A 26,931-nucleotide genomic window follows, 5' to 3' on the forward strand; every position below is an offset into this window, starting at 1 on the left:
GCTCGGCGTCCTTCGGCTGGAACGAACCATCAGACGTAGGCCAGGAATCGTCCTGCGAAGATCACGCCCGTCCACGTCGTCATCGACATGACCGCCGAGACGCGGGCCGCGACCGGCGTCGCGTCGGCGTCCGCCCACTCGTCGACTCGACGGTGGACGCCGCGGTGGAACACGATGACGTTCAGCCCGGCCAGGAGCAGGAGTCCGAGCTTCCACGGAGCAGCATTTGAGCCGGCGACGCCGATGGCCTGCGCGCTGAAAAGCAGTATGCCCGTGAAGACGGCGATGGCCAGTCCGAGGTGGGACACTGGCAGGAGATAGCGTGCGGCCCTTGTGACGGATACCAGAGAACGCCCAGCGCCCAGCAGCCGGAGGTCGAACGCGAAGGCCGGGCCGACGAGCACGGCAATCCCGAGGATGTGGAGGCTCTCGAGCGTCGGATACATGAAGGGAGTGGAGCGCACGGCATCACCGAGCGCGGAATCCTGCAGCCAGCGCAGGATTGGTTCGAGCCATTCAGGCATTCGGGCTCCGTTCGTCCTGGCGGGTGCGGCGGCGCACGTAGAGGACGCCGCCCACGACCGCCATGACGATGACGGCAGCGAACACCGCCCAGACGACCCACGTCTGCGAGCCGCTGTCATTGGCGATGCTGGCATCCTCTGCCGGAAGGTCCGTCTCTAGGGGGTCCTCCGCCTCGGACGGCGCGGCGGCAGGCTGGCCGCCTGCCTTCGTATCGCCTGGCAGTGGTGCCCTGACCGGTAGCGTGTTGCCGATCACCTGGTTGACGGGCGCATGGTCTTCTCCGTACCAGAAGGCGACCGGACGGAAGAGCCCGTCGTCGGTGCGGTGGATGTATCCGACGGCCTGGAAGCGCTCTCCGACCTCCAGGGTGCGGTCCAATCCGTTGCTGCGCGACCACCATGGCGGAGCGATGATGACCTCGAACTCGTCGTGGGGGCCGTCATACGCGGGAGCCGCTTCGACCCGGATGCTGTCTTCCGGTCCCGACAGCTCTTGGGGGATGGGTATATCGGGCGTGCTGGCCGGGAGCTGGGCATCCAGTGCTACATCGAAAAGTGAATGCGGATCGCCCCAGCTCCCCTCGGATGAGACGGTGCCGGCGATGTAGACGAGGTCGTTGGTCTCGAAGCCGTCCCAGCCGTGGTGCGCGGCGGCCGGTGACGCCGGGACCAGCGCGATCGCTGCCGCGGCGAGGAGAGCCGCGGTGGCCATAAGGCCGCGGCGGAGTGGTCGGTCGGTGTGTGTGGAGACGCTCATAATCGTCGATCCTTCCTGTTGGCGGTGCGGCTCTCGTTTGGCGAGCCTGGGGGTCGGAGTTCAGCTTTCTGTGGGGAACGCGACGCCGGTCTGCTCGGCGTAGGCGGCCAGTAGCCGGTCCTGCGCCTGGGTGTCGTGCACGAGATCGTTCACGCGCGTCTCGACCTGCTGGTGGAAGAGGAACTTGCCGGTGACGTCGCTGCCGGGCTCGACGCCCTCGGCCAGCCAGACCTGGGTCAGGTAGCCGTCGCGAAGGCTGTCGGGCGTGCTGGTGTTCCCGTTGTGGAAGCCCATCAGGGTCGGGATCCAGCCGGGTGCGACGGCGTTCACCTGCCGGTTCGGCCAGAGGCGGGCCGCTGCCGTGGCGATCATCGCCATGTGCAGCTTGCTGTCGCCGTAGCCGATGCCGCCGCCCGAGCGCACCTCGTCCAGCCTCAGGTCCCCGCCGAGGTGCAGGTCGGAGGTGAGGTAGCTCAGCTGCCGCGGTGGGGTCACCAGCGCGGTGAGGAGGTACGGCGAGAGGGAGTTGGAGTTGAGCAGGTCGCCGTCGGGGAGCCCGTACTCGCCGGCGTTGTGGACGATGACGTCGAACTCGCCGAGGGTGTTGATCTGCTCGGCCAGCGCTCTCGTCTGGTCAAGGTCGAGCAGATCGCCGGTCACCACGTCCTCGAGGCCCGGCAGGTCGCGACGCACGTCGGCGGCGCGTTGCTCGTTCCGGGCGTGCGCGACGACCGAGTGCCCGCGCTTGAGGAAATGGGCAGCGGCGAGCTGCCCGGCACCGGCGGTGGAACCGGTGATGAGGATGCGCTTCCTGTCGCCGTCGAGCGGTTGGACGTTCTCGTCGATCCACACCAGCTCGTCGGCGACCTGCTGGGTGTTGTACACGCCGACGCCGTACAGGCCGCCTTGGGCCTGGACGGCGTTTCCGGAGGTCTCGGTGCGCTCGAGTGCTGTTCCCGCCGGCGTATGCGTCGAGGCGTCCTGCGGGGGAGCACTGCTGCAGCCTGCCAGGGCCACTACGCCAAACGCCGCTCCGGTCAACAGGAGGCCGCGCCTGGTCACAGGAGTCGTATTGAGCTTCATTCTCGTTGTTTCTTTCGTTCAGCCGGCGACGATGGTGACCTGCTGCCCGTCCAGCAGCTCGATCTGGCCGATGTCCTCGGTCTTGCCGATCCTGGTCAGGTCGTTCGAGAAGGAGTTCCCGTCGGTGTTGTAGAAGAACCCGGGGTTGCCCCACGGCTTGTAGGAGAAGAGGTCGCCGACTTTTGGATCTAAGCCCTCGGTGTCGGTGAAGTTCCATTCCCGGGTCGGGGTGGCGACCTTCTCCTTGCCGCCGTAATCCGAGAACGCCAGGGTCATCGGTAACATCGGAAGGAACGAGCGGGTCGTGGGGTTGTCCTCGTCGATGACGACCTCGAGGACCGCGTCGTCGGCGGTGAAGCGCACGACCGTGCTCATGACTCCCTGGTCTGAGGAAGGGGACTCGGACGCGCCGGTGGCTGTTCGGGGCAGTCGCATCGTGGAGGCCTTCCGGGTCGGTCCGAGGAGTACTCCATCAATGCAACACAGGAAATCGAGGTTGCGGGAGTCCCTGCCGTGAGGGGTACTAAGAGGGACTCCCACAGCGGCGATCGGCGGGTGCCATGCGGGGTTGCTGGCAGTTGGGAGCTGAAAAACGCAGCACACGGTGATGCGAACCCGCGCTCATCCCGGCTCCTCATTGCGTTCGCGCTCCGCCCAGGAAACAGGTCCGACAACATGCGTGACCAGCTCATTGAGGCCCTGGGGGTCATGCCGGCCACGCTGCGGAGGACTTGACGTGGGACCGTGGCCCCGAGATGGCCAAGCACGCCGAAGTCACCGCGACGCTGGGGACGCTCGTGTACTTCTGTGACCCCGCCAGCCCTTGGCAGCGTGCTTCGAACGAGAATGCCAATGGCCTGCTCCGCCAGTACTTTCGTAAGGGTGCAGACCTCAGCACGGTAGAACAAGCTGAAGTCCTCTTCGCCGCTGATGAGATCAACGGACGGTCGCGAGCCGTCCTCCACTGGGATAGCGCAACCGCGCTTTGCTTCCATCCAAACCGCTGCTGCAATTCAGGCCAAGGCGGTTTCCGATGGCACTGCAAAAACGGCTGGGCTGCCCACCGCCGGGGACAATTCACTATCGTTATCCACCGCTACTGCGACCAGGGAGCTACCCCACCGGCTCCCAATTCCAGCCGTGGATAAACCCGAATTGACCCCAACCGTGGACAGCGGAAGACAGGCCGGAGCTTCCCGTCGCGGAGCCCTCAGAGGAAAGTTCCGAGCATGGTCGCACGGGAAAATCGTTTCCCCGCCGACCCCTCCTGGCTCGCTCACGCACAACCAAGGCGAACGCCGGGACGCGCGTGGAGCTGGGATGTAATCGTTTAACTTCCTAGGGTTAAACGATTACATTTGTGGCCATACGAGAGCTTTGACGATTCGGGCAGGGAGCGGGACGCGTATGAGCGAGCAGAACTTGGGCACTGTGATGAGCAAAGAGGTGCCTGCGGGCAGCCCTGAAGCTCCCGACTGGCTGGCGAACGCCGTGATTTACGAGATCTATCCGCAGTCGTTCGCGGACTTTAACGGCGACGGGATCGGTGACCTTCCCGGCGTGCGGGAACACCTGGACTATCTGCAGTGGCTGGGGGTGAACGTCATATGGTTCAACCCGTGCTTCGCCTCGCCCTTCCGCGATGCCGGCTACGACGTTTCGGACTACCTCACCATCGCACCTCGTTACGGGACCAATGACGACATGACCGCGCTCATCCAAGAAGCGAATGCGCGCGGAATCCGGGTGCTGCTCGACCTGGTCGCCGGTCACACCTCTGTTGACCACCCTTGGTTCCGCGCGTCCATGAACGATGAATCCGATCACCGTTACATCTGGTCGAACCGTGCCGGTGATGGGTTTGTTGCTTCGCCGTGCAGCCGCCCCGGCTGGTACCTGAAGAACTTCTTTCCCGAACAGCCCGCACTGAATTTCGGCTACGCGCGGCTGGCTCCGGAAGAACCGTGGCGCCAACTGCCGGATGCGGCCGGCCCCCAGGCGAACCGACGCGCTCTGAGGGAGATCATTGGGTACTGGCTCGGTCGGGGCGTTGCGGGTTTCCGGGTCGATATGGCCTTCTCGCTGATCAAGGACGATCCGGGCCTAGTCGAAACCACAGCTCTGTGGCGAGAGCTGGCGGAGTGGATGCACGGATCGTATCCGGACGCCGTCCTCCTCCCCGAGAGCGACGAGCTCAGAACAGTAGACGCCGGAGTGCGCGGTGGCTTCGATGCGGACTTCTCGCTGGTCATTCATGAGGAGCACAGCGCACTCTTCAATAACGGAGGCGCCGGCCTGCTGCCCTGGCAGCACAGCACCGAGGCCTGCTACTTTGATGCGGATGCTGACGCCGCGGAAGGCACCCGCGCTTTTGAGAGGTTCCTCAATCTCTGGAATCACCACCTCGAAACGAACGGGGCCGACCGCCTCGTCGTGCTGCCTTCCGCCGACCACGATTTTTCGCGGCTGGCCTGCGGGAGCAGAACGGCGGAACAACTCCCCGCGGCCTTCACGTTTTTGCTGACGTGGGGCTCCATTCCGTCGATCTACTACGGCGATGAGATCGGCATGCGCTACCAGGAAGGGGTTCCCGAAAGGGAAGGCAGCATCTGGACACCCACCTTCAACCGGGCAGGATGCCGAACACCAATGCAGTGGGACAGCTCCCTTCCCAACGCAGGTTTCTCGGCCGCACCCCCCGACAGGCTGTATCTCCCTCAAGATCCCGACGCCAACCGGCCAACCGTAACGGCGCAAAAAGACGATCCACACTCGCTCCTGAACTTCGTCCAAGGCCTGGTTCAACTACGTCAATCAACACCGGCGCTGGGAACCAAGGCGTCCACAAGACTGCTCTCCGTCGGTTATCCCCTCGTTTACCTCAGGAACGAAACGCACCTTATCGTCATCAACCCGCTTCGGCGCGCAACCCGAATATCGGTCGAGCTTCCTGAGGGCTGCACCGCGCGGCACCTCTTCGGCAACCACGTAGGAGTCGATGAAGGAACGGTTCACGCCGGCGGCTTCGGCTGCGGCGTCTTTGAACTCACCCGCCCCAAAGCCAAAGAGCTGAGGACTGAGACGTCGCATGGCTGAAGTGAATCGCGCGACGATCAAAGACGTCGCAACACTGGCGGGACTCTCCATATGTACGGTGTCACGGGCGCTCAGAGGACTGCCGAAGGTCTCGGCGTCCGCCCAGGCCAAAGTGGAAGACGCGGCCGAGAAACTCGGATACCGGCCCTCAGCCGCGGCGTCCCGGTTGAAGGGCGGCCGCACTGGTGCCGTGGCGATCGTCGTTCCCAAGGCCACGACCTGGTACTTCTCCCAGGCCGCGGAGGCGGCTGAGGAAATACTCGCCGACGGAGGCCTCGATCCAATACTCGTCAGTCTCCGCGGGCAGGACCATGTCCAGTCGCGGATATTTGATGACCCCGCGGATCTGGCCCAAAGGGTCGACGGCATGCTCATGATCGACGTCGACCTCACCGCCCAGCAGACCGCAGCACTTACCTCAAGCGGCCTCGAAGTGGCGAGCGTTGGCATGCACGACGTCCCCTGGGACAACGTCGGCATCGACAATGTCGCTGCCGCTAAAGAAGCGACCACCCGGCTACTGGCGCTAGGACACTGGGACATCGCCTTCCTGGCAGGCACTCAAACCGGCAACGGTAAGACCCGCGCGACCGAAGAGCGCAAACGGGGATTTGAGTTGGCCCTAGCCGAACACGACGCCGTCGTGCACCCTGACTGGGTCATCGAGGCCGGGTACACGATTGAAGGCGGACGCCAGGCCATGTCCGAACTGATCCAGCACCGCGGGGACCTCCCCACAGCTGTCTTCGCCGGATGCGACGAGGTAGCCTTCGGCGCGCTCATGGCACTCAAGGAACACGGACTCTCATGCCCTGAAGACATCTCCATGATCGGCATCGACGATCATCCGATGAGCTGGGTCCTCGGCCTGACCACTATCTCCCAACCCGTCGCGGACGAAGCGGCATTCGCCGCCTCCCTTCTCCTCGACCGGCTGCAGAAACCCGACGTATCCGCCAACCCCACCAACCACCACCTCCCCACAACCCTGGCCGACCGCGCCACCATCCGGCGCAATCGCACCTAACGGCACAAGAGCATCTGTCTGCACTTCCGGACGCCGTGGGCATTCGGAAGACGGGTCCTCGGACGGGCCGACCAGTTCACCACGCGGCCCACTCTCGGACTCTTGGTCTGCCTTCCCGGAGGACCCGTCCGGGGAAGTGCACCGTGAAGGACCTTCTCCGACACGCAGTGAACCAGTAAGTCGTCCAAGATACCGCGGTGCCTGCAAACGCCAAACAGGGATACTGTTACCTTCACAAATCGAGCCCGTTGCGACGTTGTGAGAAACCGCCCTTGGCACACGCAGCGATGAATTCAGGAATTGCTGAAGCTCCCACAACGTGCGACACCATGGCATTGGCTTCAAAACGTGCAACCACCCGGTCGTCGGTGAAATGACCCTTGCATTCGAGGCTTGGAAATGGCCGCCGAGCCGGGACTGACGCTGACGATCTGCACTGCCGAGCCCGGATCAGCCTCGGCAGAGCGCATGCAGCTCCTCGCCTCCTGGGCCGCGAGCGAATACACAAAGCCGGGCAAGCACACCCGGCAGAAGACCTGGACCGAGGGCTGACCACGAAAACCACACCCACTGGGGCTACGGGAGATCCTTGAGAGGGGCCTTGGCAGTACCCCTCATAAGAGAGACTCCCTCCCCGGAATGAGCCGTGGTGTGCTCGAAAAGGCGAACAAGGCCACAAGTATACGAAGCGGACCATGAGGACGAACACGATGAGCGCACACTTCAACCACAATGAAACGACCTCGACTGCCCGCACGGGCAAAACGGGCGTGACCCGCCGCAGCCTGCTCGAGCTGGCAGGCGCAGGCGCAGCAGCAATGGCGTTCACGGGTGCGGTCGGGCTTGCGGGAGCGGAACAGGCCTTCGCGGCCCCGGCTGCCCGCAAGGACCTGGCACCGGGGGATACCTCGAACGGGGCCGACAACTTCTACACCAGCGACCAGGTCACGGTGAAGAAGATCTCGTTCAAGAACAAGTACGAGATGAAGGTCGTCGGCAACCTGTTCGTCCCCAACAACCTGAACCGAGGGACCACCCACCCCGCACTGGTGGTCGGCCACCCCATGGGCGCCGTGAAGGAACAGAGCGCAAACCTCTACGCGACCAAGATGGCCGAACAGGGGTACGTCACGCTCTCCTTTGACCTCTCATTCTGGGGTGAGAGCGCCGGCAAGCCCGGAAACTCGGTTTCACCTGACATTTACGCCGAGGACTTCAGCGCCGCCGTCGACTACCTGCGCACACAGGCCTTCGTCGATAGGGAACGCGTCGGCGCCATCGGGATCTGCGGCAGCGGCAGCTTCGTCATCAGCGCGGCCAAAATTGACCCCCGGATCAAGGCCATCGCCACTGTGAGCATGTACGACATGGGCGCCGCCAACCGGGACGGGCTCAACAAATCCGTGACTTTGGAGCAGCGCAAGGCCTTCATCGCCCAGGCCGCCGCCCAGCGTGACGTCGAGTTCGCCGGCGGGGCGATCAAGTACACCGGCGGAACCCCTGAAGTACTGACGGCAGAATCAACCGCCGTGGACCGGGAGTTCTACGACTTCTACCGGACCGCCCGCGGATACCACCCGAACACCACCACGCATCCCGCGTTGGCTACGAACACCAAGTTTATGAACTTTCACCCGTTCAACGACCTGGACCTGGTCGCGCCGCGGCCGCTGCTGTTCATCGCCGGCGACCAGGCACACTCTAGGGAGTTCAGCGAAGAGGCCTACCGGCTCGCCACCGGGCCCAAGGAACTCTTCTGGGTTCCCGGAGCCGGCCATGTGGACCTCTACGACCGCACGGGCCTCATTCCGTTCGGCAAGCTCACGGACTTCTTCCGGACACAGCTCTAGGAGGCAGGGGGCCCGCGCAGTCCCTCGGCGCGGGCCCCTCACCGGTCGCCAGTCAAAAATCAGGTACTTCTGGCCGTGCGGAGTGGCAGCCGTGGGGTGCGGCGGGAAGCATGGACGGAAGTTTGGGTTTGCGGTTATGGTTGCGGCGCCGGAACACGTGAGGTGACCCCCTATGGCGCGACCAGTGGCCCGCTCGAGCAGGAGTGTCCGTCCGCTGCTGCGTGCTGTGGCGTGCGGCATCTGCTTCGGCATCGCCGGCCTGGTGTGGTCCTTGCCACGGCTGCGGGTGCGGCGGTTGCGGCGGGCGGCCACGTGCCGAACTTGCGCGGCTCACATGAGGGTGCGCAACGTGACGGTTTTCCTGGCCGCGGCGCTGCTTCTCGCGGGAGCTGTTGCCCGCACCATCGAGGGGTTGACACCGCAGGTTATCTGCCACAGCCACATCACTCCTGACGGGCAGGTGCAACCGGAGCCGTACCTGGAGATTTCGCCACCTGCCCCATGGAGTATTACCCGCAACTTCCTGGTTGCGCCCATCAGCGGAGTCGGCGTCCTGGCCGGCGGGGTGATGGGAATGGAGTCCTGCTCGGGGCCGCCGCTGCTGGTCATGTTCTGGCCGCCTCCCCGGACAAGCGGCGGCGGAAGCGTCCTGGGCGACGTGTTCGTTGCGTGGATGCCCCCCGGGGAAACGCAGGCCGGACCCTTGAACATCAACGGGTACGGGACCGAAGGGGAGCGGCTGTACATCAGGTATGGGCCGAACATCTCGCAGGCCCGGGACGATGAGGAGGAGCTGGGGCTTCACGAGTCGCGGCACGTGGATCAGTGGGCTATTGCCAACTTCCTGGCGGGCCCCTTGGCCTTCCCCGCCGCCTACTTCCTCGACGACGCGCTCTTTCCCGGGTCGCGCAACCACTTTGAGCGCGACGCCGGCCTGTCCCGGGGCGGATACCCGCCCGCACCGGACGATTGGCCGGCGCCTCAATGGCCCGAGACTGCGGCTATTGCCGTGCTGGGTCTGATCATTTTCCGGAGACGGCTGCGGTGGGCTGTCCGGGCATTCCGGGGCGGCCAAGGGCAGCGCACGGCACACACAACAGGCGAGTGTCCTGTCCACACCCGTGGCTGGAACCCCAACTAGCAGACCGCACCCTCGAGCAGTTCCGAAAGCCTGCCAGCGCCGCGACGGGCTCCGGCACCCCGGTTTTCACCGTGGCTTCGCCGGCTGCCCCAGCCGGGCCGGCGAATGAAATGAACTCCTCCCAGAGCTCGGCATGCCCCCTGGCGGACTATGGCCGCTCGGCCCCTCACAGGCACATGCGAAGCACCGGCAATTGGGACGCCTGCCTCAGCGTCAACCCGCTGAACATCACCGACGGAACGAGCTCGCCCCCGAACGCCACCGCGTTGACGTGATCCGACACTGGTGAGCCGATCACCGCGGGCTTACCCCTCGGCTCCTGCTGGAGGCCCCTCGGGATAGAGGCCCTGGGAGGGACTCCCTCTTCCCCGGGGGGTGGCCTAGCGTGGAAGACATGGACAACCGAGCGGAAGTACGCGACTTCCTTATCTCGCGACGCGGCCAAGTCTCGCCGGAGCAAGTTGGCTTGCCCGCCGGAGCGAACCGGCGCGTAAAGGGTTTACGCCGAAGCGAAGTAGCCACCCTGGCCGGTTTAAGCGTGGAGTATTACACCCGCCTGGAGCGCGGCGCAATCAGCGGCGCCTCTCCCCAGGTGCTCGCGAGCATCGCCAAGGCCTTGCGCCTGGACGACGCCGAACGGGCCCACCTGTTCAACCTCGCCAACGCGGCCAGCCCGGCCGCCCGGCCACCGCGGCGCCGCACGTCCAAGTCCTATGTGCCGCACCAGAGCCTGCAATGGGCGCTCGATGCGATCACGGCCGGCCCCGCGTTCGTTCGCAACGGCCGGATGGATCTGCTGGCGGCCAATCCCTTGATGCGGGCGTTCTACAAGGACTGCTACGAGATGCCCGGCCAACCTCCCAACATCGCCAGGTACACGTTCCTGGACGAACGTGCGCACGAGTTCTACCCGGACTGGAACGCCTTCGCGGAGGTCACCGTTTCCATCCTGCGGACGGAAGCCGGCCGGGACCCCCATAACAAGGAACTCCACGACCTCATCGGTGAGCTGGGAACCCGCAGCGAGGAGTTCCGCCGCCGCTGGGGTTCACACAACGTCCGCCACCACGGCACTGGTTTCAAAACCTTCAACCACCCCATCGTGGGCGAAATGATCCTCGCCTTCGAGGGGCTGGAAATGGCCGCTGAGCCGGGACTGACTCTCACGATCTACACTGCAGAGCCCGGGTCCCCGTCAGCTGAACGCATGCAGCTACTCGCCTCGTGGGCGGCCAGCGAGTACGGAAATGCCATCCAGGGTGCATCCGAGAGGACACGGACGGACAGCTGAAAAACTCCCGACCGACCCCCCGGCCCTGCCGGGCGGTCTGGCCGCTGTCGACGGGAAGTACCACGCCTGTGCCACAGCGCATGCCGCGCTGCAGCACCACCTGACTGCCGCGCCCCTGGCCCCATCAAAGGGGGCACCGAATGGATGTACGTCCACGAAAGAAAGAACACTGTGAAAACTACTGTCGCGATCATCGGTGCCGGACCCGGCTTGGGGCTTGCCTCTGCCCGCCGCTTCGGAGCCGAAGGCTTCAACATTGCCCTTCTTTCCCGTACCCAGGAACACGTCGATGTACTGGCTGCGGAACTGGCCGGTGCCGGTATCACCGCCCGGGGTTACGCCGCCGACGTCCGTGACCAGGAAGGGCTCACCACCGCTCTTGCCCAGGCGGCAGGAGACCTGGGGCCTGTTGAAATTCTCCAGTACAGCCCGGTGCCGTCCAAGGAATATCTCCGGCCCGTTCTTGAGACAACGCCCGAAGATCTGCGCTCGGCGCTTGAGTTCTCAGCGCTGGGAGCCGCCGCCGCCATCAATTCGGTGCTTCCCGGCATGCGTGCCCTTGGCCGCGGAACCGCGCTGTTTATCAACGGCTCCAGCGCCGTCCGTCCCAACCACAACTACGCCGGCACCTCCGCCGCGTTCGCCGCCGAATCCGCGTACGCCCAGATGCTCCATGACGCCCTGGCACCGGAAGGAATCCACGTAGCGCAGCTCATTATTCCGTTGGGCATCGGCGGAGGCGACCCTGCGCACGAACCGGCGGCCCTGGCCGAAACTCTTTGGAGCATCTACAGGGACGGGAGGGACTTCCGTTCCTTCGTGACGCCTCTCGACTGAGGGCACGGAGTGCTGCTTTCCGTACCTGCCGCCAAGGCTCGCTGCGAGGCCACTCGGCAAGCGCGTGGGCGGGTTCTCTAGGGGTCCCTCCCAGTACCCGTAACAACAGGGGCTCCTCCTCTTCTTTGCCAACTGCTTTGCTGGAATGGACAACTTTTACAACTGAAGGGGAACCCTCTCCCATGCGCCTGAAAAAGCGGGCCCTGGCTGCGATCATCGTGCTTGCCTTGCCCCTGGCGGGGTGCAGCACCTCGTCGAACGGCCCGGCCTCCACAACCGAGCCGCCGTCCTCCACGACGGAAACATCTACGGCACCCGAGGGGGCGTCGTCGCAGCCTGCACCTGTCCCGTCCTCGGCGGGTGCGGCAGACAGCACCCCGATCACGATCAACATCGATGGCGGGACCGTGACAGGCACCCTTTCCAGCAACGCAACTGCACGCTCCCTGATCGGGCAGCTTCCCTTGACGCTCTCCTTCAGGGACTACGGCGGCCAGGAAAAGATCGCAGAACTGCCGGAGCCGCTTTCGCTCGACGGCGTACCCGCCGGCGACAGCGCAGACCCACTGACCATCGGCTACTACGCGCCCGACCAAGCCCTCGTCCTCTATTACGAGCGCGTCGGGTACTCCCGCGGAATTGTGCGGATCGGATCCTTCGATGACCTCGCGGCGATCCGGGACCGAACAAGCGGCTTTAACGCCAGGCTGGCTCCCGCGAACTGAGCGGAATGACACAGCCACTCCGAACAATCTCCACAAAAGAACGGAACAGTCTTGACTCGAGCAACCCTTGAGGATGGCCCCCGCCAAGCGCCCGTCAACGCCCAGCCCCACGAAAACATCAACATCATCGAAGAAACAAAGGTTCCCGCCCCGGCAAGCGATCCTTCCGTTCAGGCCGGGCCCTTTCCCGGGGCGGCCCTGCTGGTAATGGCCCTGATGGGATTCCTTCTGATCGCCACCGAGACCATGCCCGCCGGCCTGTTGCCGCAGATCGCTTCGGGACTGGACATCACCGAGGGGACCGCCGGACAGTTTGTCAGCGCCTACGCCCTGGGAACAGTCATAGCGGCAATGCCCGCAATCGCCTTAACCCGTGGCCTGCGCCGGAAGCCCGTTTTCCTTGTCGGGATCCTCGGCTTCCTGGCCGCGAACCTCATCACGGCATTCTCCACCGACATCATCCTCTCCCTCGGAGCACGGCTCCTGGCCGGTGCATTCTCCGGCCTGCTGTGGGGAATGACGGCAGGCTACGCCCGGCGTATCACGGCTCCGCACCATGCCGGCCGCGCCTTGTCCGTGGCATCAGTAGGAACGCCCATCGGGCTGGCAGTGGGGACGCCCTTCGGCTCCTGGCTGGGCACGGCATTTGACTGGCGCTGGTCCTTCGGAGTGCTCACAATCCTCACGGCGGTCACCGTGCTGCTGGCGGTCTTCCTGGTCCCGGACGCACCCGGCCAACGGGCCGGCACACGCGTACCCCTCACACGTGTCGTCGCCATCCCGGGCGTCGCGGTTGTCCTCGGCGTCATCGTCAGCTGGATGCTGGGGCACAACATCATGTACACCTACATCGGCTCCTACCTCCGCGGGGCAAACCTTGACCTCTCGGTGGACGTCGCGCTCGTAACCTTCGGCGCGGCCGCCATCGCGGGGATCGCCATCACCGGCGCCGTAATCGACAAGGGCCTTCGGCGCCTGGTCCTGCTCAGCCTCGGGAGCTTCCTTGTGGCCGGCGCGATCTTCGTCGTTGGGCAGGCGTCACTGGTGGCAGTCCTCGTCGCGATTATCCTGTGGGGCATCGCCTTCGGCGGCGCGGCAGCACAACTCCAGACCGCCATCAGCGCCGCAAGCGGGGAAAACGCCGACGTAGCCAACTCGATGCTCGGCGTCGCCTTCAACCTCGCGATCTTCGCCGCGGGTGTGGCGGGCGCGGTCGTGATCAGCACCTTCGACGGGATAGTCCTGCCAGCCGCCCTGGCGGGACTTGCCGCCGTCGCCCTCGCCGTCACTGCTGCCGGACGCCGCACAGCATTCCCCACCTAGCCAGCAAAGCGGCGCCTGCAACAGCAGCACTGCAACAAACATCCTCAAACGCATCAGGAGAAGCCTTGAAAGCCACCCGCACGCCAGCCCTGCTGGCAGCGACTATCGGAGCGGGCCTGATGTTGGCCTCCTGCGCTGCCACGGCACCGGCATCCACACCACAGCTCGAGTCCGCTGTTCCGTCCCCCGCCCCCTCCTCAGCCGAGGCATCGACGACGGCGGGAAATGCCACTCCGACGGGCGCACCCCAGGTCGTGGCCACCGGGCTGGAGGCTCCATGGTCCGTGGTTTTCCGCAACGGCACCCCGCTGGTCAGCGAGCGGGACAGCGGGCGGGTCCTCGAGCTCGGCCCCGACGGCACCACCCGCAGCATTGGAGAAATTCCCGGCGTGGCCGGCGTCGGGGAAGGAGGGCTGCTGGGCCTGGCTGTAGACAGCCAAGGCCGCCTGTACGCGTACTCCACCGGGACGGACGGAAACAGGCTCCAGCGCTTCGACGTCACCGGAGCACCAGGGTCCTTGGCACTGGGGCAGCCCGAAACGCTCCTCGACAGGATCGCGTCCGCGAGCTATCACAACGGCGGCCGGATCGCCTTCGGGGCGGACGGCATGCTCTACGTGACAATCGGAGATGCCGGTAGGCGCGACAGTGCCCAAGACCTCGATTCCCTGAACGGGAAGATCCTGAGGATGACCCCCGACGGCGACGTCCCCGATGACAACCCCTTCCCGGACTCACTCGTCTACAGTTACGGACACCGCAACCCCCAGGGCCTGGCCTGGGCGGAGGATGGCACCATGTTCGCCACCGAGTTCGGGCAGAACACCTGGGACGAGCTGAACATCATCACGGCGGGAGCAAACTACGGCTGGCCGACCGTTGAAGGAATAGCCACCACAGGAGACTTCACCGACCCGGTGCAGCAGTGGGAGCCCTCCGAGGCCAGCCCCAGCGGCATGACACACACTGACGGGACCCTGTTCATCGCCAACCTGCGCGGACAGGTCCTCCGGGCAGTGCCCATTGCCGACCAGACCACCTCGACCACCTACCACAGCCGCGAATTCGGACGCATCCGCGATGTCACGGAGGGGCCGGACGGGAAGCTCTGGTTCGTCACCAACAACACCGACGGCCGGGGGACCCCCGGACCCGACGACGACCGCGTCCTGAGCGTGGAGCCGACCCGGCAGTGACCAGACGCTACGAGATCACCGTGCGGCATTCACCTGTGCACTCGTGTTGACCAACGACCACACGCAAAGAGTCCGGCGCCGCCCGCTTCGAACGCTTTTGGGACTTCTCCTGCTCGGGTTGCTCGCGTCAGTAACGGTGCTCTTCGTGCCCAATTTGCTCACTGGTTCGCGCACTGAGGACGGCTCGCTGCTGCTGCCCGGAGTGCACTGTCCAAACCTCCGAGGGAGAGGTCGGGCTCGACCGTGATGAGGCGCAGCTGGCCACGACGGCGGTCGCGCTCCTGGCCCGTGGGATGGAGGCCCCGGACACCTCAGGCATCGATGAGGCGGTGATGCAGCGGCTGGCCGACGGGCCAGCTGAAGACGCTGGTCCTAGCCTGACCTGCAGGGGTTCGGCCGCCACTGACCTGCAGGAACAGCAGCTGAGTGCCACCGGCCTGACACCGCGCGCCGAGCAGTTGCGGGTGACGATGGCCGAGGTGTTCGGTGACCAGAGCCTGGGCGGGTTTGCCCCGGGTGGCGTCGGCCAGGGACACGGAACGGATTCGACACATTACGACGGCCGGGCGATCGACATCTTTTTCCGCCCGGTGAGTCAGGAGAACCGGCGGGAGGGATGGATCCTGGCCCAATGGCTCGTCGCTCATGGCGAGGACCTGGACATCCAGTACGTTATCTTCGACGACCGGTTCTGGAGTGTCCATAGCTCGCGAGGGCTATGGCATTACTACGACGCACCCGAGCCTGGCAACGAGATCCTGCGTCACGTCGACCACGTGCACGTTGATGTGCTGGGCGGAGGTTCTGCGTGAGGAGCACTTGCAAGTAGGGTGATCCGGCTGGCTGCGGCTGCCAGGCCCTGACCCAGGAATGCCCCCAGTGGTGACAACCAGGTGCCTCAGACGAAGAACGGCAGGAACATCATCAGGGAAAGCCGCAGCCCGATCCCGACAAGCAGCAAGCCCGACCCTCACGTCTGAATGCGTTGGCGGTAATGCCGCGGGGTTTCTCCTGCATCGTTGAGGAAATGCCGGTTGAAATTGGAGAGGTTTGTAAAGCCAACTTCATAGCAGATGTCGGAGATGGGCTTGTCGGTGCGTTCCAGCAGGCGCCGGGCGTGGGCCAGGCGCAGTTTGCGGACCAAATCGCTGAAGTTTTGGCCGGTGGCGCGTTTGAAGTATTTCGAGAAGGAAGCTTCCTGCATTCCTACCATCGATGCTGCCTCAGACATCTTGACGCTGCCGGCATGGTTGCTGAAAACGTACTCCAGGACGATGTCCACCACTGCGGCAGCCCGCCCATCCAGCTGCGGCCTGAACCATTCCTCGGCCAGGTAGCGGCGGTTTTCCTCGGGGGCGCTGGTCAGGACCCGGAACAGGGCGAACAGGTGCTGAAGACGCTCCAACCCGGTCGAGGCGCCCATGGCCTCGATAGCTGTTGCCGCATCCCTGGCCGAAGTTCCAAGGAATTCGATGCCTCGTGCCGACTGTTCCAGCAACGGCTTGACCTCGGCCAGCTCGGGAACCAAGGAGGCGGCGTTCTCAACCCAGGTTCCCTCGAACTGAATAACTGCGTCCCGGTTGTCGAGCACTTCGCCGGGCTCAAGGTCGCTGACCCAGTCGTGCGGCAGCCCTGATCCAATCAGGGATACGTGGCCTGCCTCGAAGGTGCCGATGTGGTCGCCCACGATGAACTTTCCCGTGCCCTTCCGGATGAGATGGATCTCGTACTCGGGATGGTAATTCCATCGTGCCACCGGGCTGGGGTAACTGTGCTGATGCCACCGGACGGAGTGGTTGGGATCAGGCGGGATAACCTCCCGGTTGGCCCGCATCCCCAATAGTCTTTCGGCGAGCCTCGCCGTTGCTCCGTCGGCGGCAGTCATCGTGCTCCTCAATCAGGTTCCAAGGCAGGGCTACACACCCTACAGGTTCCCTCAGATTAGCTCTGTATTAGTAGTTGAAGTGGCAAATTTGTATCAGAAAGTGGCAACCAGGACGCTAGTTGTGACCTGCACCTCGCGCCTAGTCTTGAGGTACATCAGCGAGATGTCTCGGAATTTCCGGTCATACCCCTCGCCCTGGTCACCTATCCCCGACATGGCAGTCGAGGTGCGGTGACTGTGCACCCGTAAGAACAAAGGAGTCCTTAATGCGCCCAAAAATGCGTGCTGCGACCCTGGCCGCCGGCGCTTTGTGTGTCGCGCTGAGTGCCTCGGCCTGTGCAGGAGCCGGCGGCGGCAACTCCGCCGGAGACCCCAACAGCATCAGTGTCCTGATGGTGAACAACCCTCAGATGGAGGACCTGCAGCGGCTCACCGCAGAGAACTTCACCAAGGAAACCGGGATCAGGGTCAATTACACGATCCTGCCGGAGAACGACGTCCGGGCCAAGATCAGCCAGGAGTTCTCCAGCCAGGCCGGCCAGTACGACGTCGCCTCCCTGTCCAACTACGAAATCCCCTTCTATTCCGCCAACGGCTGGCTCGCCCCGCTGGACGACGTGGCCAACGACCCTGAGTTTGACCAGGACGACATCCTGCCGGCCTACACTGCGTCGCTCACCGGCGGGGACGGCAAGCTCTACGGTGAACCGTTCTACGGTGAGTCCTCATTTCTGATGTACCGCAAGGACATCCTGGAGGCCAAGGGCCTGAGCATGCCGGAGAAGCCCACCTGGGACGAGGTCGCTGACATAGCGGCGAAGGTCGACGGCGCTGCGCCGGGCATGAAGGGTATCTGCCTGCGCGGCCAGCCGGGCTGGGGTCAGGTCTTCGCGCCGTTGACCACCGTGGTGAACACCTTCGGCGGGACCTGGTTCGATAAGGACTGGAATGCCCAGGTCAATTCTCCGGAGTTCAAGGAAGCGGTGGAGTTCTACGTGGACCTGGTCCGGAAGCACGGTGAGGCGGGCGCCGCGCAGGCCGGGTTCACCGAGTGCCTGAACAACATGAGCCAGTCCAAGGTGGCCATGTGGTACGACGCAACGTCGGCCGCCGGCGCCTTGGAAGCCGAGGACTCCCCGGTGAAGGGCAAGATCGGCTACGCCCAGGCCCCGGTGAAGGAAACCAAGTCCTCCGGCTGGCTGTGGACCTGGTCCTGGGCCATGCAGGCCGCCTCCAAGAAGCAGGACGCTGCCGAGAAATTCATCGCCTGGGCCAGCTCCAAGGACTACGAGCAGCTCGTGGCCTCCGAGCTCGGCTGGGCGAAGGTTCCCTCCGGCAAGCGCATCTCCACCTATGAGAACGCCGAGTTCCAGAAGGCCGCCCCGTTCTTCGAAGCCGAGCGCTTCGCTATTGAGAACGCTGACCCGAAGAACCCCGGCGTGCAGGAACGCCCCGCCGTGGGGATCCAGTTTGTGGGCATTCCCGAGTTCGCTGCCCTGGGGACCAGTGTCTCCCAGGGGGTCAGCTCCGCCATCGCCGGTCAGGGCAGCGTGGCCGACGCGCTGGCCAAAGGCCAGGAAGCCGCCCAAAAGGTCGGCAACAAGTACAAGCAGCCGTAACCGAATTGCAGGAGAATCTCATGACTACCGCAACGGCGCGCATCTCCCGCCCGGGACGCAATGCAGCCGCACCTTCACGAAATGCCCGGTCGCGGGAACGCGCCGCGGCTTGGGCGCGGCGGGCACCGCTGCTGCCGGCCCTGGTCTTCCTCATCCTGGTCACGCAGCTGCCGTTCGTGGTGACGCTGATCATCTCGTTTATGAACTGGAACAGCCTGAGCCCGGACAAAACGGCCTTCGCGGGCCTGGAAAACTATGTCACGGTCCTGACCGACCCGGACCTGCGCCAGGCGATCTTCACCACCATTGTCCTGACCGTCTCGGTGGTCCTGGCGAGCCTGCTCATCGGCCTGGGACTGGCGCTGCTGCTGGATAAGAAGTTCATCGGCCGCGGCCTGGCCCGGACCCTGCTGATCGCACCGTTCCTCGTGGTCCCGGTCGCGGCGGCGCTGATCTGGAAGCATGCGTTACTGAACCCGACCTACGGGCTGATCAACGGGATCCTGACCTGGGTCTGGTCACTGTTCGGCAACGCTGCCGCGCCCCAGCTGGACCTGCTCTCCCAAGCCCCGCTGATGGCCGTGATCGTGTCCCTGGTGTGGCAGTGGACCCCGTTCATGATGCTCATCCTGCTCGCGGGCCTGCAGTCCCGGCCCATGGACACCGTGGAAGCGGCCCAGATGGACGGCGCCACACCCTGGGGCATCTTCCGCCACCTGACCCTGCCGCACCTGCGCCAGTACCTGGAACTTGGGGGACTGCTCGGCGCGATCTACATCGTGCAAAACTTCGACGCGGTCTTCACCCTCACCGCCGGCGGGCTCGGCACCGCGAACCTGCCCTACGCCGTCTATCAGACGTTCTACTTCGCCAACGAATACGGCCTGGCCTCCGCCGCCGGCGTCGTGGTGGTCATCGGCACCATCATCGTGGCGACCTTCGCCCTGCGCACCGTCTTTTCACTCTTCAAGAAGGAGGCAGCACGATGAGCACCCTCACCCCTGCCACGCCCCAAAGCACACCCCCCGGCCCCACCGCCCTTAACACCGGAACCCGGCGCCGCGGCTTTACCTGGTTCGGCTTCAAGATGTCCGGCGGAAAGACCCGCATGGATCCAACCCGGAACAACACCGCCGCCGGCATCGCCGCCTGGCTGCTCGCCCTGCTCTTCGCCACCCCGGTGCTGTGGATGATCCTGACCTCGTTCCACTCCGAAACCGACGCAGCCACCAACCCGCCATCGATCGCCGCGAACCTCACCCTGGACGCCTACAAGGAGTTCTTCGGGGAAACCTCCGGCGTCAGCCCCTGGCCGTCCCTGATCAACTCCGCCACCGCCTCGATCCTCTCCACCATCCTGGTGCTGGCCCTGGCCATCCCGGCTGCGTACGCGCTGTCCATCCGGCCGGTGAAGAAGTGGACGGACGTCATGTTCTTCTTCCTCTCCACGAAAATGATGCCCGTGGTGGCCGCGATCCTGCCGCTGTACCTGTTCGCCCGGACCGTCGGGGCGCTGGATAACATCTGGTTCCTGATCCTGATGTACACCTCCATGAACCTGCCCATCGCGGTATGGATGATGCGCTCCTTCCTCGCCGAAGTCCCCGAGGAAATGCTCGAAGCCGCCCAGATCGACGGCGCCAACCTCCTGCTCATCCTGCGCAAAATCATCGCCCCCGTCGCCATGCCCGGCATCGCCGCCACCGCCCTGATCTGCTTCATCTTCAGCTGGAACGAACTGCTCCTGGCCCGCGTCCTCACCGGCGTCGTCGCCGGCACCGCCCCGGTCTTCCTCACCGGCTTCGTCTCCGGCCAGGGCCTCTTCCTCGCCCAGGTCTGCGCCGCCGCCGTCGTGATCTCCCTGCCCGTGCTGTTCGCCGGCTTCGCCGCCCAGGACAAACTCGTTCAGGGCCTCTCCCTCGGCGCCGTCAAGTAGCCGGTTCTTTCCCCTTCAATTCCCGAGGAATATTTCGATGACAACATCAACCGCACAGTCACCTGCCACCGGCTCCGGACTGCCCGCCACCATGCGCGCCAACATCCTCAAGAGCCAGGGCGACATGGCAATGGAAACCCTGCCCCTCCCGCAGCTCGACCCGGACCAGGTCCTAGTGCAGGTCGCCGCCGTCGGCGTCTGCGGCAGCGACGTCCACTACTACGAACACGGCCGCATCGGTGACTACGTCGTGGACCACCCGCTCATCCTCGGCCACGAACTCTCCGGCCGGATCGCCGCCGTCGGAAGCGCCGTGGATCCTGCCCGCATCGGCAAGCGCGTCGCGGTCGAGCCTCAGCGCCCGTGCCGCACCTGCAAACAGTGCAAAGCCGGACGCTACAACCTCTGCCCGGACATCGAGTTCTACGCCACCCCGCCGATCGACGGCGCGTTCGCGGAATACGTCACCATCCAGTCCGACTTCGCCTACGACATCCCCGACACCGTCAGCGACGAAGCCGCCGCGCTCATCGAACCGCTCTCCGTCGGCCTCTGGGCCTGCGAACGCGCCGGGATCAAGCCCGGCAGCCGAGTGCTGATCGCCGGTGCCGGGCCGATCGGCATCATCGCCGCCCAGGCCGCCCGCGCGTACGGCGCCACCGAGATCCACATCAGCGACATCGCCGAGGACCGGCTCGCGTTCGCCCTCGAACACGGCGCCACCCACGCCCTCAACGCCAGAACCGACAGCGTGGAAGGGCTCGACGTCGATGCCTTCATTGACGCTTCCGGCGCCGCGCAGGCGGTCCGTTCCGGCATCAAAGCCGTCGCACCCGCCGGGAGGGTCATCCTCGTCGGGCTCGGGGCGGACGACGTCGAACTCCCCGTCTCCTACATCCAGAACCGCGAGATCTGGCTCTCCGGCGTCTTCCGCTACACCAACACCTGGCCCCTGGCCATCCAGCTCATCGCCGACGGCAAAGTCGACCTCGACATCCTGGTCACCGGCAAGTTCACCCTCGCCGAATCCGAAGAAGCGCTCAAGGCCGGTAAACAGCCCCGACAGCTCAAAGCCGTCGTCTACCCGGGCCGCTGATGAAGGTCGGAGAGACTGTGCTGCCGGGGTCCCAGGTCCTCCTTGCCCCGCAAGTTCAGCAGGCAGTTGCTGAGCTTCGGCTCCGTGCCACGGCTTCGACCCGAACGATCCTCGGCATCAGCGGGGCCCCGGGGTCAGGGAAGTCGACCTTCGCAGCGCTCCCGGGCGAGCTTCTGGGCCCGGCCGTTGCCGTTGTAGTTCCGATGGACGGCTTCCACCTTAGTAACGCCGTCCTCGACGGACATTCGTTGCGGGAGCGTAAGGGCGCCATCGACACTTTCGATGTCGGCGGTTACGTTTCGCTGCTTAAGCGTCTGGCACGGTGCGCCGAGCCGGTCGTCTACGCACCGGATTTCAGCCGCTCACTGGACGAACCAGTGGCCGCGTCCATCGCAGTTCCCGCAAGTATCCCGCTCGTCATCACGGAAGGAAACTACCTGCTGGCGAACAGTCTTGGTTGGGAGGACGTCCGGGAACACCTGGACGAAGTGTGGTTCCTGGAAAGCCCCGAAGCGCTGCGCCCCACCCGACTGATGGAACGGCACATGCTGTTCGGTAAGGACCGCGCCAGCGCCGAAAGGTGGACGAACGGAACTGACCAAACCAACGCCGAGTTCATCCAGGCCACCCGGGACAGGGCGGACAGAATCATCTCCTGGTCCTGACCCCGAAATATTGCAAGGAAGCAATTATGCAATCGCAAGACTTGGTACCCGAACCCCATGCCGCCACCGGGGGCACAGTCCTGACTGTAATCGGCGAGTCCCTCGTTGACATCATCAGCGACCCGCGCCTGGCGGCGCCCACCAAGGCGCACCCGGGAGGCAGCCCCCTGAATGTTGCTGTGGGGGCCGCGCGGCTAGACTTGCCGGCGAACCTGGTAACGCATTACGCCGATGACCGGTACGGGCTCATGATTGAAGAGCACCTGCAGTCCAACGGCGTCACCGCGATCAGAGGCGGCGCATCACCGACATCAACGGCGACCGCCGCGCTCGGTTCCGACGGGGCAGCCACCTATGCTTTCGACATTAGCTGGGACCTCAACGGCGCTTCCCTGCCTGCCCTCGCCGCCGTCCAGGGTTCCACGCACGTGCACACGGGATCGATCGCTACCGTCCTGTCACCGGGGGACCAGGCTGCCCTTGCCTTGGTGGAGGCAGCGCGGGAGCAGGCGACCATCAGCTACGACCCCAACTGCCGGCCGGCGATCAGCCCCGATGCAGCCGCTGCCCGGGCACAGGCGGAACGCTTCGTGACTGTCAGCGACATCGTCAAGGCCAGCGATGAAGACCTGGCATGGCTTTACCCTGGCCGCGCCCCGGAGGACACCCTGCAAGCCTGGCTGGAGCTCGGTCCGGCCATCGTTGCCCTGACACGTGGTGCCTCCGGCCCGGTCATCCTCGCCAGTCAAGGCAGGGTGGAGATGGCAGCCGAAGCGATCACGGTGGCGGACACCGTGGGCGCCGGCGACTCGTTCATGGCCGCCCTCATCTCCGGCCTCGCGCAGCTCGAAGCGCTCGGGGCTCGAGGAAGGCAACGGCTGCGAACACTGGCCCTTGATGAAATTCACGTCCTGGCTGCGTACGCCAACCGCGCCGCGGGAATCACCTGCTCCAGGCCGGGGGCAAACCCTCCCACGTCCGCTGAGCTTGGCCCGCTGCCAGTCCCTTCGACGGCGAAGGACCGCTGATCGTGCAAAAACTCAGCGGCACTACGGTTTCGGCCGCCCCGCCTGCCCTCGCCACACCCAGCTAGGACCGCACCGGCCTGACTGCGGGCATCGTGCATTCGGTGTGGGCGGTTGCCGCAGGGCCCATCAGGCCATGTATCTGGACCGGCTAATGAATGCCGGAAAGGCCCACGACTGGGCAATTTGCGGGGTCGGTGTCCTGCCGGGCGACGCCCGCATGAAGCAGGTCATGGACGACCAGGACCGTTCCCCCTCAGCCTACGGCGATTTTCTCGGCCAGTTCGGCAGGAACGGTTGGGGCAATCAAGGCCCTGCGTGAGACCGGCATGAACGGCTCAATCGCACTCATCGGCTTTGACGACTTTGCTGCTGCTGACCTTGTTGACCCTGGAGTTACGGTCATGGCACAGGACGCGGAAGCGATCGGACGAATCGCGGCAGAAAGGCTGTTTGCAAGGATGGACGGATGCGCCGAAGAACCCGAAACACACCGGGTCCCGGCAACACTGAAAGAACGTGGCAGCGGGGAAATCCGTCCGGCATCCTGACGCCAGGACATGGCCCGGGGCAAACGAACGGTCGCCCGGGACGATGCCCATCGTCTGCGGCCAACGCTGCTGCATGGATTTAATCGTGGTGACGGCTGGTGTAGTGTGCGATGCTGGTAGCGCCGGGTCCTAACCGCCGGCGACACTCTGGTGGAGTGACTGAATGGCCCCGGGAGGTTGCCGGGGCCATTCGTTTTCGTCTGAGGCGCTCTCGTGGGCGGGAGCCTGTGTAGTCTAGGCGGTTACGAGTCCGGGGGAGATAGGCGCCCGGAATAGGCGCGGAGCGGCCAGCGCCGCCAGCGGGAGTAGATCGCCCCCGAGGGGGATTCTAGCTGTGGCTAAATGGTGCAGCGGTCAGGGGCTTCTAGCACCGTCATGGTCCTCGTCCCGGTAGAGGCTCTGACGACGAGCTCGGTTTCGACCAGGGTGGTGGGGGATGAGGGAGGATTCCCTTGAATCATTTGTATGAGCGAGGCCGGTGCGGTCGTGCCGCCTTGCCTTCCCTGTGCCCGGGCGGTGGTGAGTGAGGGAGTAGTGAAAGCCGCGCCGATAATGTCGCCGAATCCAACGATGCTGATGCGATCGGGCACGGTGAGGGACGCGGCCTGAAGTTCACCCAGGAGACCGACGGCCAGCAGGTCGTTGTACGCCAGGACGGGTGTTGCGCCGCTGCCGAGAACCTCGCGTGCCGTCCACCGTCCTTCTTCGGCTGTCGGTTCCGTTGATGCTATCCGGACGGTTTCAAGGCTGGGCCACTGACATGCGGCTTGGATTTCTTCCCACATCCGGAATGACATCTATCCCTCTTGCAGTCCGGCAAGAAAGGCGATCTTCCCGTGGCCGCTGGCGCGGACGTGGCGGACCGCTGCGCCTATGCCCCTTTTAAGGTCCGGCACCACACTGGGATGCCTTCAATCTCGCAGTTGACAAGGACAACCGGTTTCTGACTTGCCAGTCCGCGGAGGCAGCCCTCTCCGCCCGCTGGAGGAACCAGAATGATCCCGTCCAGCGCTGCGGTCCGAGCGGCCGCCGTTTCCCTGCCGGAGATTTCGAATCCTCTGGTGAGCATCAGAGCGTATCCGTTGTTATCTGCCGTTGCTTCTACGCCGCGGATGATGTCCATGCATGAGGGATCAGCGAGATCAGCAAGGATCAAGCCGAGGGTGCCGGTCCCGTCTGAGGTGGGAAAGGGCCTCACGCCCGGTAGCCAAGTTGGGCAGCGACGTTCTTTATGTGTGGACGGGTAGCGTCGCTAACCCTGCTGTTTGTACCCAAGGCCCGTGAGACCGCGGACGGGTGAACTCCGGCCGCTTTGGCGACCTGATAGATCGTGGTGGCAGATTTGATGCCATCATCTTTTCTTTGGACACCCCGGCTACTACCGGTTGCTGCCCTGCAGTCGTTGACGTGCTTCCGGTCATGACGGGGGATGAAGCGACACAGTACTGGCATGCTTCCTTCCGGTGCCAATAAAGCGCCTCATGTTCCTGTGTGCCCAGGCGCGGCAGCCTTATTCAGCTTGGTCAGGGCGTCCCTGACCACCTGTTGCACGGGGGAGTCGATGTCCACGACAACGCCGGGCTCATCCTCTTCCAGTGGTTCCAGGGTTGCCAGCTGCGATTCGAGCAGGGCCGCGGGCATGAAGTGGCCGCTGCGGCCCTCCAGCCGGGAGCCCAGCACTTCCCTGCTGCCGTGCAGGTGCAGGAACACGGTGTCGGGGGCCTGGGCGCGGATAGCGTTCCGGTATCTCCGACGCAGGGCGGAACAGGCGAGGACCAGGCCGTCCGGGCCGGCTGCTGCCAGTTCACTGCCCACGATCGCGAGCCAGGGCCAGCGGTCCTCGTCTGTCAGCGGCGTGCCGACGGCCATCTTGGCGACGTTCTCCACGGGGTGGAGGGTATCGCCGTCGAGGAAACGGACACCGAGTTCGCGGGCCACGAGGTCACCGATGGTGGTTTTGCCGCAGCCGGACACGCCCATGACGATCACACGGGGGCCGGCGGCGGCACTCGGCGCGGAGTGCGCTGCAGCGCTGGGAGCGTTGTTGTGCATCACCAGTCGTGGACCGTTCCGTCGATGAGGCGGTTGTAGGGCAGGTAGGCCTGCTGGTAGGGGTATGCCGCCGCGGCTTCTTCGTTGAACTCGACGCCGATGCCGGGCTTGTCCCCGGGGTGCAGGTACCCGTCGGTGAAGGTCATGGACTGCTCGAAGACCTCGTTCGTGGCGGCCGAGTGCTGCATGTATTCCTGGATGCCGTAGTTATGGATCGCCAGGCCCACATGCAGCTGCGCGGCGAACCCGACCGGGGAGATGTCCGTGGGGCCGTGGAAGCCGGATTTGATCTGGTACTGCGCGGCGAAGTCCATGACCTTCTTCAGTGGCGAGATCCCGCCAAAGTGCGTGGACGCCGCTCGCACGTAGTCGATGAGCTGTTCCTTGATGATCGTCTGGTAGTCCCACACCGTGTTGAAGATCTCGCCGATCGCCAGCGGGGTGGTGGTGTGCTGGCGGACCAGGCGCAGGGCCTCCTGGTTCTCGGCAGGGGTGCAGTCCTCCAGCCAGAACAGGTCATACGGCTCCAGTGATTTGCCGAGCTTCGCGGCCTGGATCGGCGTCATCCGGTGGTGGCCGTCGTGCAGCAGCGGGATTTCCGGGCCGAACTCGTTCCGGACCGCTTCGAAGACGGTGGGCAGGTGGCGGAGGTAGGCACGGGTGTCCCAGTCCTCTTCCAGCGGGAAGGCTCCGCGGCCGGCGGGTTCGTAGTCGTAGCGCTCCCCGGAGGCCTGCGCCTGGGCGGCCACCCCGTAGACGGCTTTGATGCCCGGGACGGCAGTCTGGATCCGGATGGACTTGTACCCCAGTTCCAGGTGCTCCCGGACCGAATCAAACAGCGACGGCAGGTTTGAACCCGAGGCGTGGCCGTACGCCCGCAGCCCGTTCCGGGACGCCCCGCCCAGGAGCTGGTAGACCGGCATGCCGGCCATTTTGCCCTTGATGTCCCACAGGGCCATGTCCACGGCGGCGATCGCCGCCATGGTCACCGGCCCGCGGCGCCAGTACGAGGAGCGGTACAGGAACTGCCAAGTGTCCTCGATCCGGTGCGGGTCCTTGCCGATCAGCAGCTGCGCCACGTGCTCCTTCAGGTACGCGGCGACCGCGAGCTCACGCCCGTTCAACGTGGCGTCCCCGATCCCGGTCACACCGTCCTCGGTGGTGATCCGAAGCGTGACGAAGTTACGGGAGGGACTGGTCACGAAGACTTCCGCGGCAACAATTTTCATGGTGGTTCCTTTCAAGGGTGCTG

The 26,931-nt window shown here is 64.8% G+C and carries 28 protein-coding genes and 1 pseudogene; 20 read left to right on the plus strand and 9 right to left on the minus strand.

From position 1 onward, the window contains the following. Positions 1 to 29: 29 nt before the first annotated feature. The 4 genes from M1E01_RS01555 to M1E01_RS01570 are packed head-to-tail and all read right to left on the minus strand — an operon-like array spanning position 30 to position 2,739. Positions 30 to 524 carry a DUF6644 family protein gene (locus M1E01_RS01555; RefSeq protein ID WP_457973364.1) on the minus strand — a complete coding sequence of 165 codons (495 nt, stop codon included), beginning with the start codon at positions 522 to 524 and terminating at the stop codon, positions 30 to 32. Next, positions 517 to 1,281, minus strand: a complete 765-nt coding sequence (locus M1E01_RS01560; RefSeq protein WP_457973365.1) for a hypothetical protein — start codon at positions 1,279 to 1,281, stop codon at positions 517 to 519. Before M1E01_RS01560 ends, M1E01_RS01555 begins: the two co-directional genes overlap by 8 nt. A gap of 60 nt (positions 1,282 to 1,341) precedes the next feature. Next, positions 1,342 to 2,364, minus strand: a complete 1,023-nt coding sequence (locus M1E01_RS01565; protein ID WP_457973366.1) for an SDR family NAD(P)-dependent oxidoreductase — start codon at positions 2,362 to 2,364, stop codon at positions 1,342 to 1,344. An 18-nt stretch (positions 2,365 to 2,382) separates the two neighbouring features. Beyond that, entirely contained in the window at positions 2,383 to 2,739 is a 357-nt protein-coding gene (locus M1E01_RS01570; RefSeq protein WP_457973367.1) for a cyclophilin-like fold protein, read from the minus strand. 353 nt (positions 2,740 to 3,092) lie between these two features. Between M1E01_RS01570 and M1E01_RS01575 the strand changes: the two are divergent. The 12 genes and pseudogenes from M1E01_RS01575 to M1E01_RS01630 all read left to right on the plus strand — a co-directional run. Continuing rightward, positions 3,093 to 3,512 (plus strand): annotated as a pseudogene (locus tag M1E01_RS01575) (IS30 family transposase); the annotation flags it as partial. 259 nt (positions 3,513 to 3,771) lie between these two features. Continuing rightward, complete coding sequence (locus tag M1E01_RS01580) at positions 3,772 to 5,460, plus strand: alpha-amylase family glycosyl hydrolase (RefSeq protein ID WP_457973368.1); 1,689 nt, start codon at positions 3,772 to 3,774, stop codon at positions 5,458 to 5,460. Then, a complete protein-coding gene (locus tag M1E01_RS01585; RefSeq protein ID WP_457973369.1) occupies positions 5,453 to 6,487 on the plus strand; it encodes a LacI family DNA-binding transcriptional regulator in 1,035 nt (344 codons plus the stop codon). The genes M1E01_RS01580 and M1E01_RS01585 overlap by 8 nt, the downstream gene beginning before the upstream one ends. Before the next feature lie 399 nt (positions 6,488 to 6,886). Beyond that, on the plus strand, positions 6,887 to 7,039 hold the full coding sequence (locus M1E01_RS01590; protein WP_457973370.1) for a hypothetical protein: 153 nt from the start codon (positions 6,887 to 6,889) through the stop codon (positions 7,037 to 7,039). A 158-nt stretch (positions 7,040 to 7,197) separates the two neighbouring features. Beyond that, entirely contained in the window at positions 7,198 to 8,337 is a 1,140-nt protein-coding gene (locus M1E01_RS01595; protein WP_457973371.1) for an alpha/beta hydrolase, read from the plus strand. Between the two features lie 349 nt (positions 8,338 to 8,686). Then, on the plus strand, positions 8,687 to 9,478 hold the full coding sequence (locus M1E01_RS01600) for a hypothetical protein (RefSeq protein ID WP_457973372.1): 792 nt from the start codon (positions 8,687 to 8,689) through the stop codon (positions 9,476 to 9,478). 394 nt (positions 9,479 to 9,872) lie between these two features. After that, complete coding sequence (locus M1E01_RS01605) at positions 9,873 to 10,769, plus strand: helix-turn-helix transcriptional regulator (protein ID WP_457973373.1); 897 nt, start codon at positions 9,873 to 9,875, stop codon at positions 10,767 to 10,769. A gap of 171 nt (positions 10,770 to 10,940) precedes the next feature. Next, entirely contained in the window at positions 10,941 to 11,606 is a 666-nt protein-coding gene (locus M1E01_RS01610; protein ID WP_457973374.1) for an SDR family NAD(P)-dependent oxidoreductase, read from the plus strand. A 182-nt stretch (positions 11,607 to 11,788) separates the two neighbouring features. After that, positions 11,789 to 12,331 carry a cyclophilin-like fold protein gene (locus tag M1E01_RS01615; RefSeq protein ID WP_457973375.1) on the plus strand — a complete coding sequence of 181 codons (543 nt, stop codon included), beginning with the start codon at positions 11,789 to 11,791 and terminating at the stop codon, positions 12,329 to 12,331. A gap of 51 nt (positions 12,332 to 12,382) precedes the next feature. After that, entirely contained in the window at positions 12,383 to 13,654 is a 1,272-nt protein-coding gene (locus M1E01_RS01620) for an MFS transporter (protein ID WP_457973376.1), read from the plus strand. A 65-nt stretch (positions 13,655 to 13,719) separates the two neighbouring features. Beyond that, positions 13,720 to 14,850, plus strand: a complete 1,131-nt coding sequence (locus tag M1E01_RS01625; RefSeq protein ID WP_457973377.1) for a PQQ-dependent sugar dehydrogenase — start codon at positions 13,720 to 13,722, stop codon at positions 14,848 to 14,850. Between the two features lie 293 nt (positions 14,851 to 15,143). Continuing rightward, positions 15,144 to 15,662, plus strand: a complete 519-nt coding sequence (locus M1E01_RS01630; protein WP_457973378.1) for a hypothetical protein — start codon at positions 15,144 to 15,146, stop codon at positions 15,660 to 15,662. Positions 15,663 to 15,820: 158 nt separating this feature from the next. Here M1E01_RS01630 and M1E01_RS01635 read toward each other — a convergent pair whose 3' ends face one another. Continuing rightward, a complete protein-coding gene (locus M1E01_RS01635; RefSeq protein ID WP_457973379.1) occupies positions 15,821 to 16,735 on the minus strand; it encodes an AraC family transcriptional regulator in 915 nt (304 codons plus the stop codon). A 266-nt stretch (positions 16,736 to 17,001) separates the two neighbouring features. Here M1E01_RS01635 and M1E01_RS01640 point away from each other — a divergent pair, with 266 nt between their 5' ends. From M1E01_RS01640 to M1E01_RS01675, 8 genes are all read left to right on the plus strand, one after another. Further along, the gene (locus M1E01_RS01640; protein ID WP_457973380.1) at positions 17,002 to 18,354 is read left to right on the plus strand and encodes an ABC transporter substrate-binding protein; all 1,353 of its coding nucleotides are present in this window, start codon (positions 17,002 to 17,004) and stop codon (positions 18,352 to 18,354) included. A 20-nt stretch (positions 18,355 to 18,374) separates the two neighbouring features. Beyond that, positions 18,375 to 19,343: a carbohydrate ABC transporter permease gene (locus M1E01_RS01645; RefSeq protein WP_457973381.1), complete on the plus strand. Its 969-nt coding sequence runs from the start codon at positions 18,375 to 18,377 to the stop codon at positions 19,341 to 19,343. Next, a complete protein-coding gene (locus tag M1E01_RS01650; protein ID WP_457973382.1) occupies positions 19,340 to 20,290 on the plus strand; it encodes a carbohydrate ABC transporter permease in 951 nt (316 codons plus the stop codon). Before M1E01_RS01645 ends, M1E01_RS01650 begins: the two co-directional genes overlap by 4 nt. A 37-nt stretch (positions 20,291 to 20,327) precedes the next feature. After that, positions 20,328 to 21,386 (plus strand): NAD(P)-dependent alcohol dehydrogenase, encoded by a 1,059-nt coding sequence (locus M1E01_RS01655; RefSeq protein WP_457973383.1) that lies wholly within the window; start codon positions 20,328 to 20,330, stop codon positions 21,384 to 21,386. After that, positions 21,386 to 22,051, plus strand: a complete 666-nt coding sequence (locus M1E01_RS01660) for a nucleoside/nucleotide kinase family protein (protein ID WP_457973384.1) — start codon at positions 21,386 to 21,388, stop codon at positions 22,049 to 22,051. The genes M1E01_RS01655 and M1E01_RS01660 overlap by 1 nt, the downstream gene beginning before the upstream one ends. A 26-nt stretch (positions 22,052 to 22,077) precedes the next feature. Continuing rightward, positions 22,078 to 23,079 (plus strand): carbohydrate kinase family protein, encoded by a 1,002-nt coding sequence (locus M1E01_RS01665; RefSeq protein ID WP_457973385.1) that lies wholly within the window; start codon positions 22,078 to 22,080, stop codon positions 23,077 to 23,079. 151 nt (positions 23,080 to 23,230) lie between these two features. Then, positions 23,231 to 23,398, plus strand: a complete 168-nt coding sequence (locus tag M1E01_RS01670) for a hypothetical protein (RefSeq protein ID WP_457973386.1) — start codon at positions 23,231 to 23,233, stop codon at positions 23,396 to 23,398. Beyond that, the gene (locus tag M1E01_RS01675) at positions 23,382 to 23,627 is read left to right on the plus strand and encodes a substrate-binding domain-containing protein (protein ID WP_457974827.1); all 246 of its coding nucleotides are present in this window, start codon (positions 23,382 to 23,384) and stop codon (positions 23,625 to 23,627) included. Before M1E01_RS01670 ends, M1E01_RS01675 begins: the two co-directional genes overlap by 17 nt. Positions 23,628 to 23,965: 338 nt before the next feature. On the opposite strand, the gene M1E01_RS01680 is transcribed toward M1E01_RS01675, so the two are convergent. From M1E01_RS01680 to manD, 4 genes are all read right to left on the minus strand, one after another. After that, a complete protein-coding gene (locus M1E01_RS01680; RefSeq protein WP_457973387.1) occupies positions 23,966 to 24,412 on the minus strand; it encodes a substrate-binding domain-containing protein in 447 nt (148 codons plus the stop codon). Between the two features lie 409 nt (positions 24,413 to 24,821). Next, on the minus strand, positions 24,822 to 25,079 hold the full coding sequence (locus tag M1E01_RS01685; protein ID WP_457974828.1) for a LacI family DNA-binding transcriptional regulator: 258 nt from the start codon (positions 25,077 to 25,079) through the stop codon (positions 24,822 to 24,824). A gap of 27 nt (positions 25,080 to 25,106) precedes the next feature. Beyond that, complete coding sequence (locus tag M1E01_RS01690; RefSeq protein ID WP_457974829.1) at positions 25,107 to 25,679, minus strand: gluconokinase; 573 nt, start codon at positions 25,677 to 25,679, stop codon at positions 25,107 to 25,109. Further along, positions 25,679 to 26,908 (minus strand): D-mannonate dehydratase ManD, encoded by a 1,230-nt coding sequence (manD, locus tag M1E01_RS01695; protein ID WP_457973388.1) that lies wholly within the window; start codon positions 26,906 to 26,908, stop codon positions 25,679 to 25,681. Before manD ends, M1E01_RS01690 begins: the two co-directional genes overlap by 1 nt. Positions 26,909 to 26,931: the final 23 nt, after the last annotated feature.

Source organism: Arthrobacter sp. D1-17 (assembly GCF_054130535.1).

What these genes read in the sequence shown, in the direction of transcription:
- M1E01_RS01605 (WP_457973373.1), top strand. Translation starts at nt 9,873, where the DNA reads ATGGACAACCGAGCGGAAGTACGCGACTTCCTTATCTCGCGACGCGGC.
- M1E01_RS01645 (WP_457973381.1), top strand. Translation starts at nt 18,375, where the DNA reads ATGACTACCGCAACGGCGCGCATCTCCCGCCCGGGACGCAATGCAGCC.
- M1E01_RS01595 (WP_457973371.1), top strand. Translation starts at nt 7,198, where the DNA reads ATGAGCGCACACTTCAACCACAATGAAACGACCTCGACTGCCCGCACG.
- M1E01_RS01555 (WP_457973364.1), bottom strand. Translation starts at nt 524, where the DNA reads ATGCCTGAATGGCTCGAACCAATCCTGCGCTGGCTGCAGGATTCCGCG.
- M1E01_RS01680 (WP_457973387.1), bottom strand. Translation starts at nt 24,412, where the DNA reads ATGTGGGAAGAAATCCAAGCCGCATGTCAGTGGCCCAGCCTTGAAACC.
- M1E01_RS01560 (WP_457973365.1), bottom strand. Translation starts at nt 1,281, where the DNA reads ATGAGCGTCTCCACACACACCGACCGACCACTCCGCCGCGGCCTTATG.
- M1E01_RS01640 (WP_457973380.1), top strand. Translation starts at nt 17,002, where the DNA reads ATGCGCCCAAAAATGCGTGCTGCGACCCTGGCCGCCGGCGCTTTGTGT.
- M1E01_RS01585 (WP_457973369.1), top strand. Translation starts at nt 5,453, where the DNA reads ATGGCTGAAGTGAATCGCGCGACGATCAAAGACGTCGCAACACTGGCG.
- M1E01_RS01630 (WP_457973378.1), top strand. Translation starts at nt 15,144, where the DNA reads ATGGAGGCCCCGGACACCTCAGGCATCGATGAGGCGGTGATGCAGCGG.
- M1E01_RS01660 (WP_457973384.1), top strand. Translation starts at nt 21,386, where the DNA reads ATGAAGGTCGGAGAGACTGTGCTGCCGGGGTCCCAGGTCCTCCTTGCC.
- M1E01_RS01580 (WP_457973368.1), top strand. Translation starts at nt 3,772, where the DNA reads ATGAGCGAGCAGAACTTGGGCACTGTGATGAGCAAAGAGGTGCCTGCG.
- M1E01_RS01615 (WP_457973375.1), top strand. Translation starts at nt 11,789, where the DNA reads ATGCGCCTGAAAAAGCGGGCCCTGGCTGCGATCATCGTGCTTGCCTTG.
- M1E01_RS01665 (WP_457973385.1), top strand. Translation starts at nt 22,078, where the DNA reads ATGCAATCGCAAGACTTGGTACCCGAACCCCATGCCGCCACCGGGGGC.
- M1E01_RS01650 (WP_457973382.1), top strand. Translation starts at nt 19,340, where the DNA reads ATGAGCACCCTCACCCCTGCCACGCCCCAAAGCACACCCCCCGGCCCC.
- M1E01_RS01685 (WP_457974828.1), bottom strand. Translation starts at nt 25,079, where the DNA reads ATGCCAGTACTGTGTCGCTTCATCCCCCGTCATGACCGGAAGCACGTC.
- M1E01_RS01690 (WP_457974829.1), bottom strand. Translation starts at nt 25,679, where the DNA reads ATGCACAACAACGCTCCCAGCGCTGCAGCGCACTCCGCGCCGAGTGCC.
- M1E01_RS01655 (WP_457973383.1), top strand. Translation starts at nt 20,328, where the DNA reads ATGACAACATCAACCGCACAGTCACCTGCCACCGGCTCCGGACTGCCC.
- M1E01_RS01635 (WP_457973379.1), bottom strand. Translation starts at nt 16,735, where the DNA reads ATGACTGCCGCCGACGGAGCAACGGCGAGGCTCGCCGAAAGACTATTG.
- manD (WP_457973388.1), bottom strand. Translation starts at nt 26,908, where the DNA reads ATGAAAATTGTTGCCGCGGAAGTCTTCGTGACCAGTCCCTCCCGTAAC.
- M1E01_RS01590 (WP_457973370.1), top strand. Translation starts at nt 6,887, where the DNA reads ATGGCCGCCGAGCCGGGACTGACGCTGACGATCTGCACTGCCGAGCCC.
- M1E01_RS01570 (WP_457973367.1), bottom strand. Translation starts at nt 2,739, where the DNA reads ATGAGCACGGTCGTGCGCTTCACCGCCGACGACGCGGTCCTCGAGGTC.
- M1E01_RS01670 (WP_457973386.1), top strand. Translation starts at nt 23,231, where the DNA reads ATGAATGCCGGAAAGGCCCACGACTGGGCAATTTGCGGGGTCGGTGTC.
- M1E01_RS01565 (WP_457973366.1), bottom strand. Translation starts at nt 2,364, where the DNA reads ATGAAGCTCAATACGACTCCTGTGACCAGGCGCGGCCTCCTGTTGACC.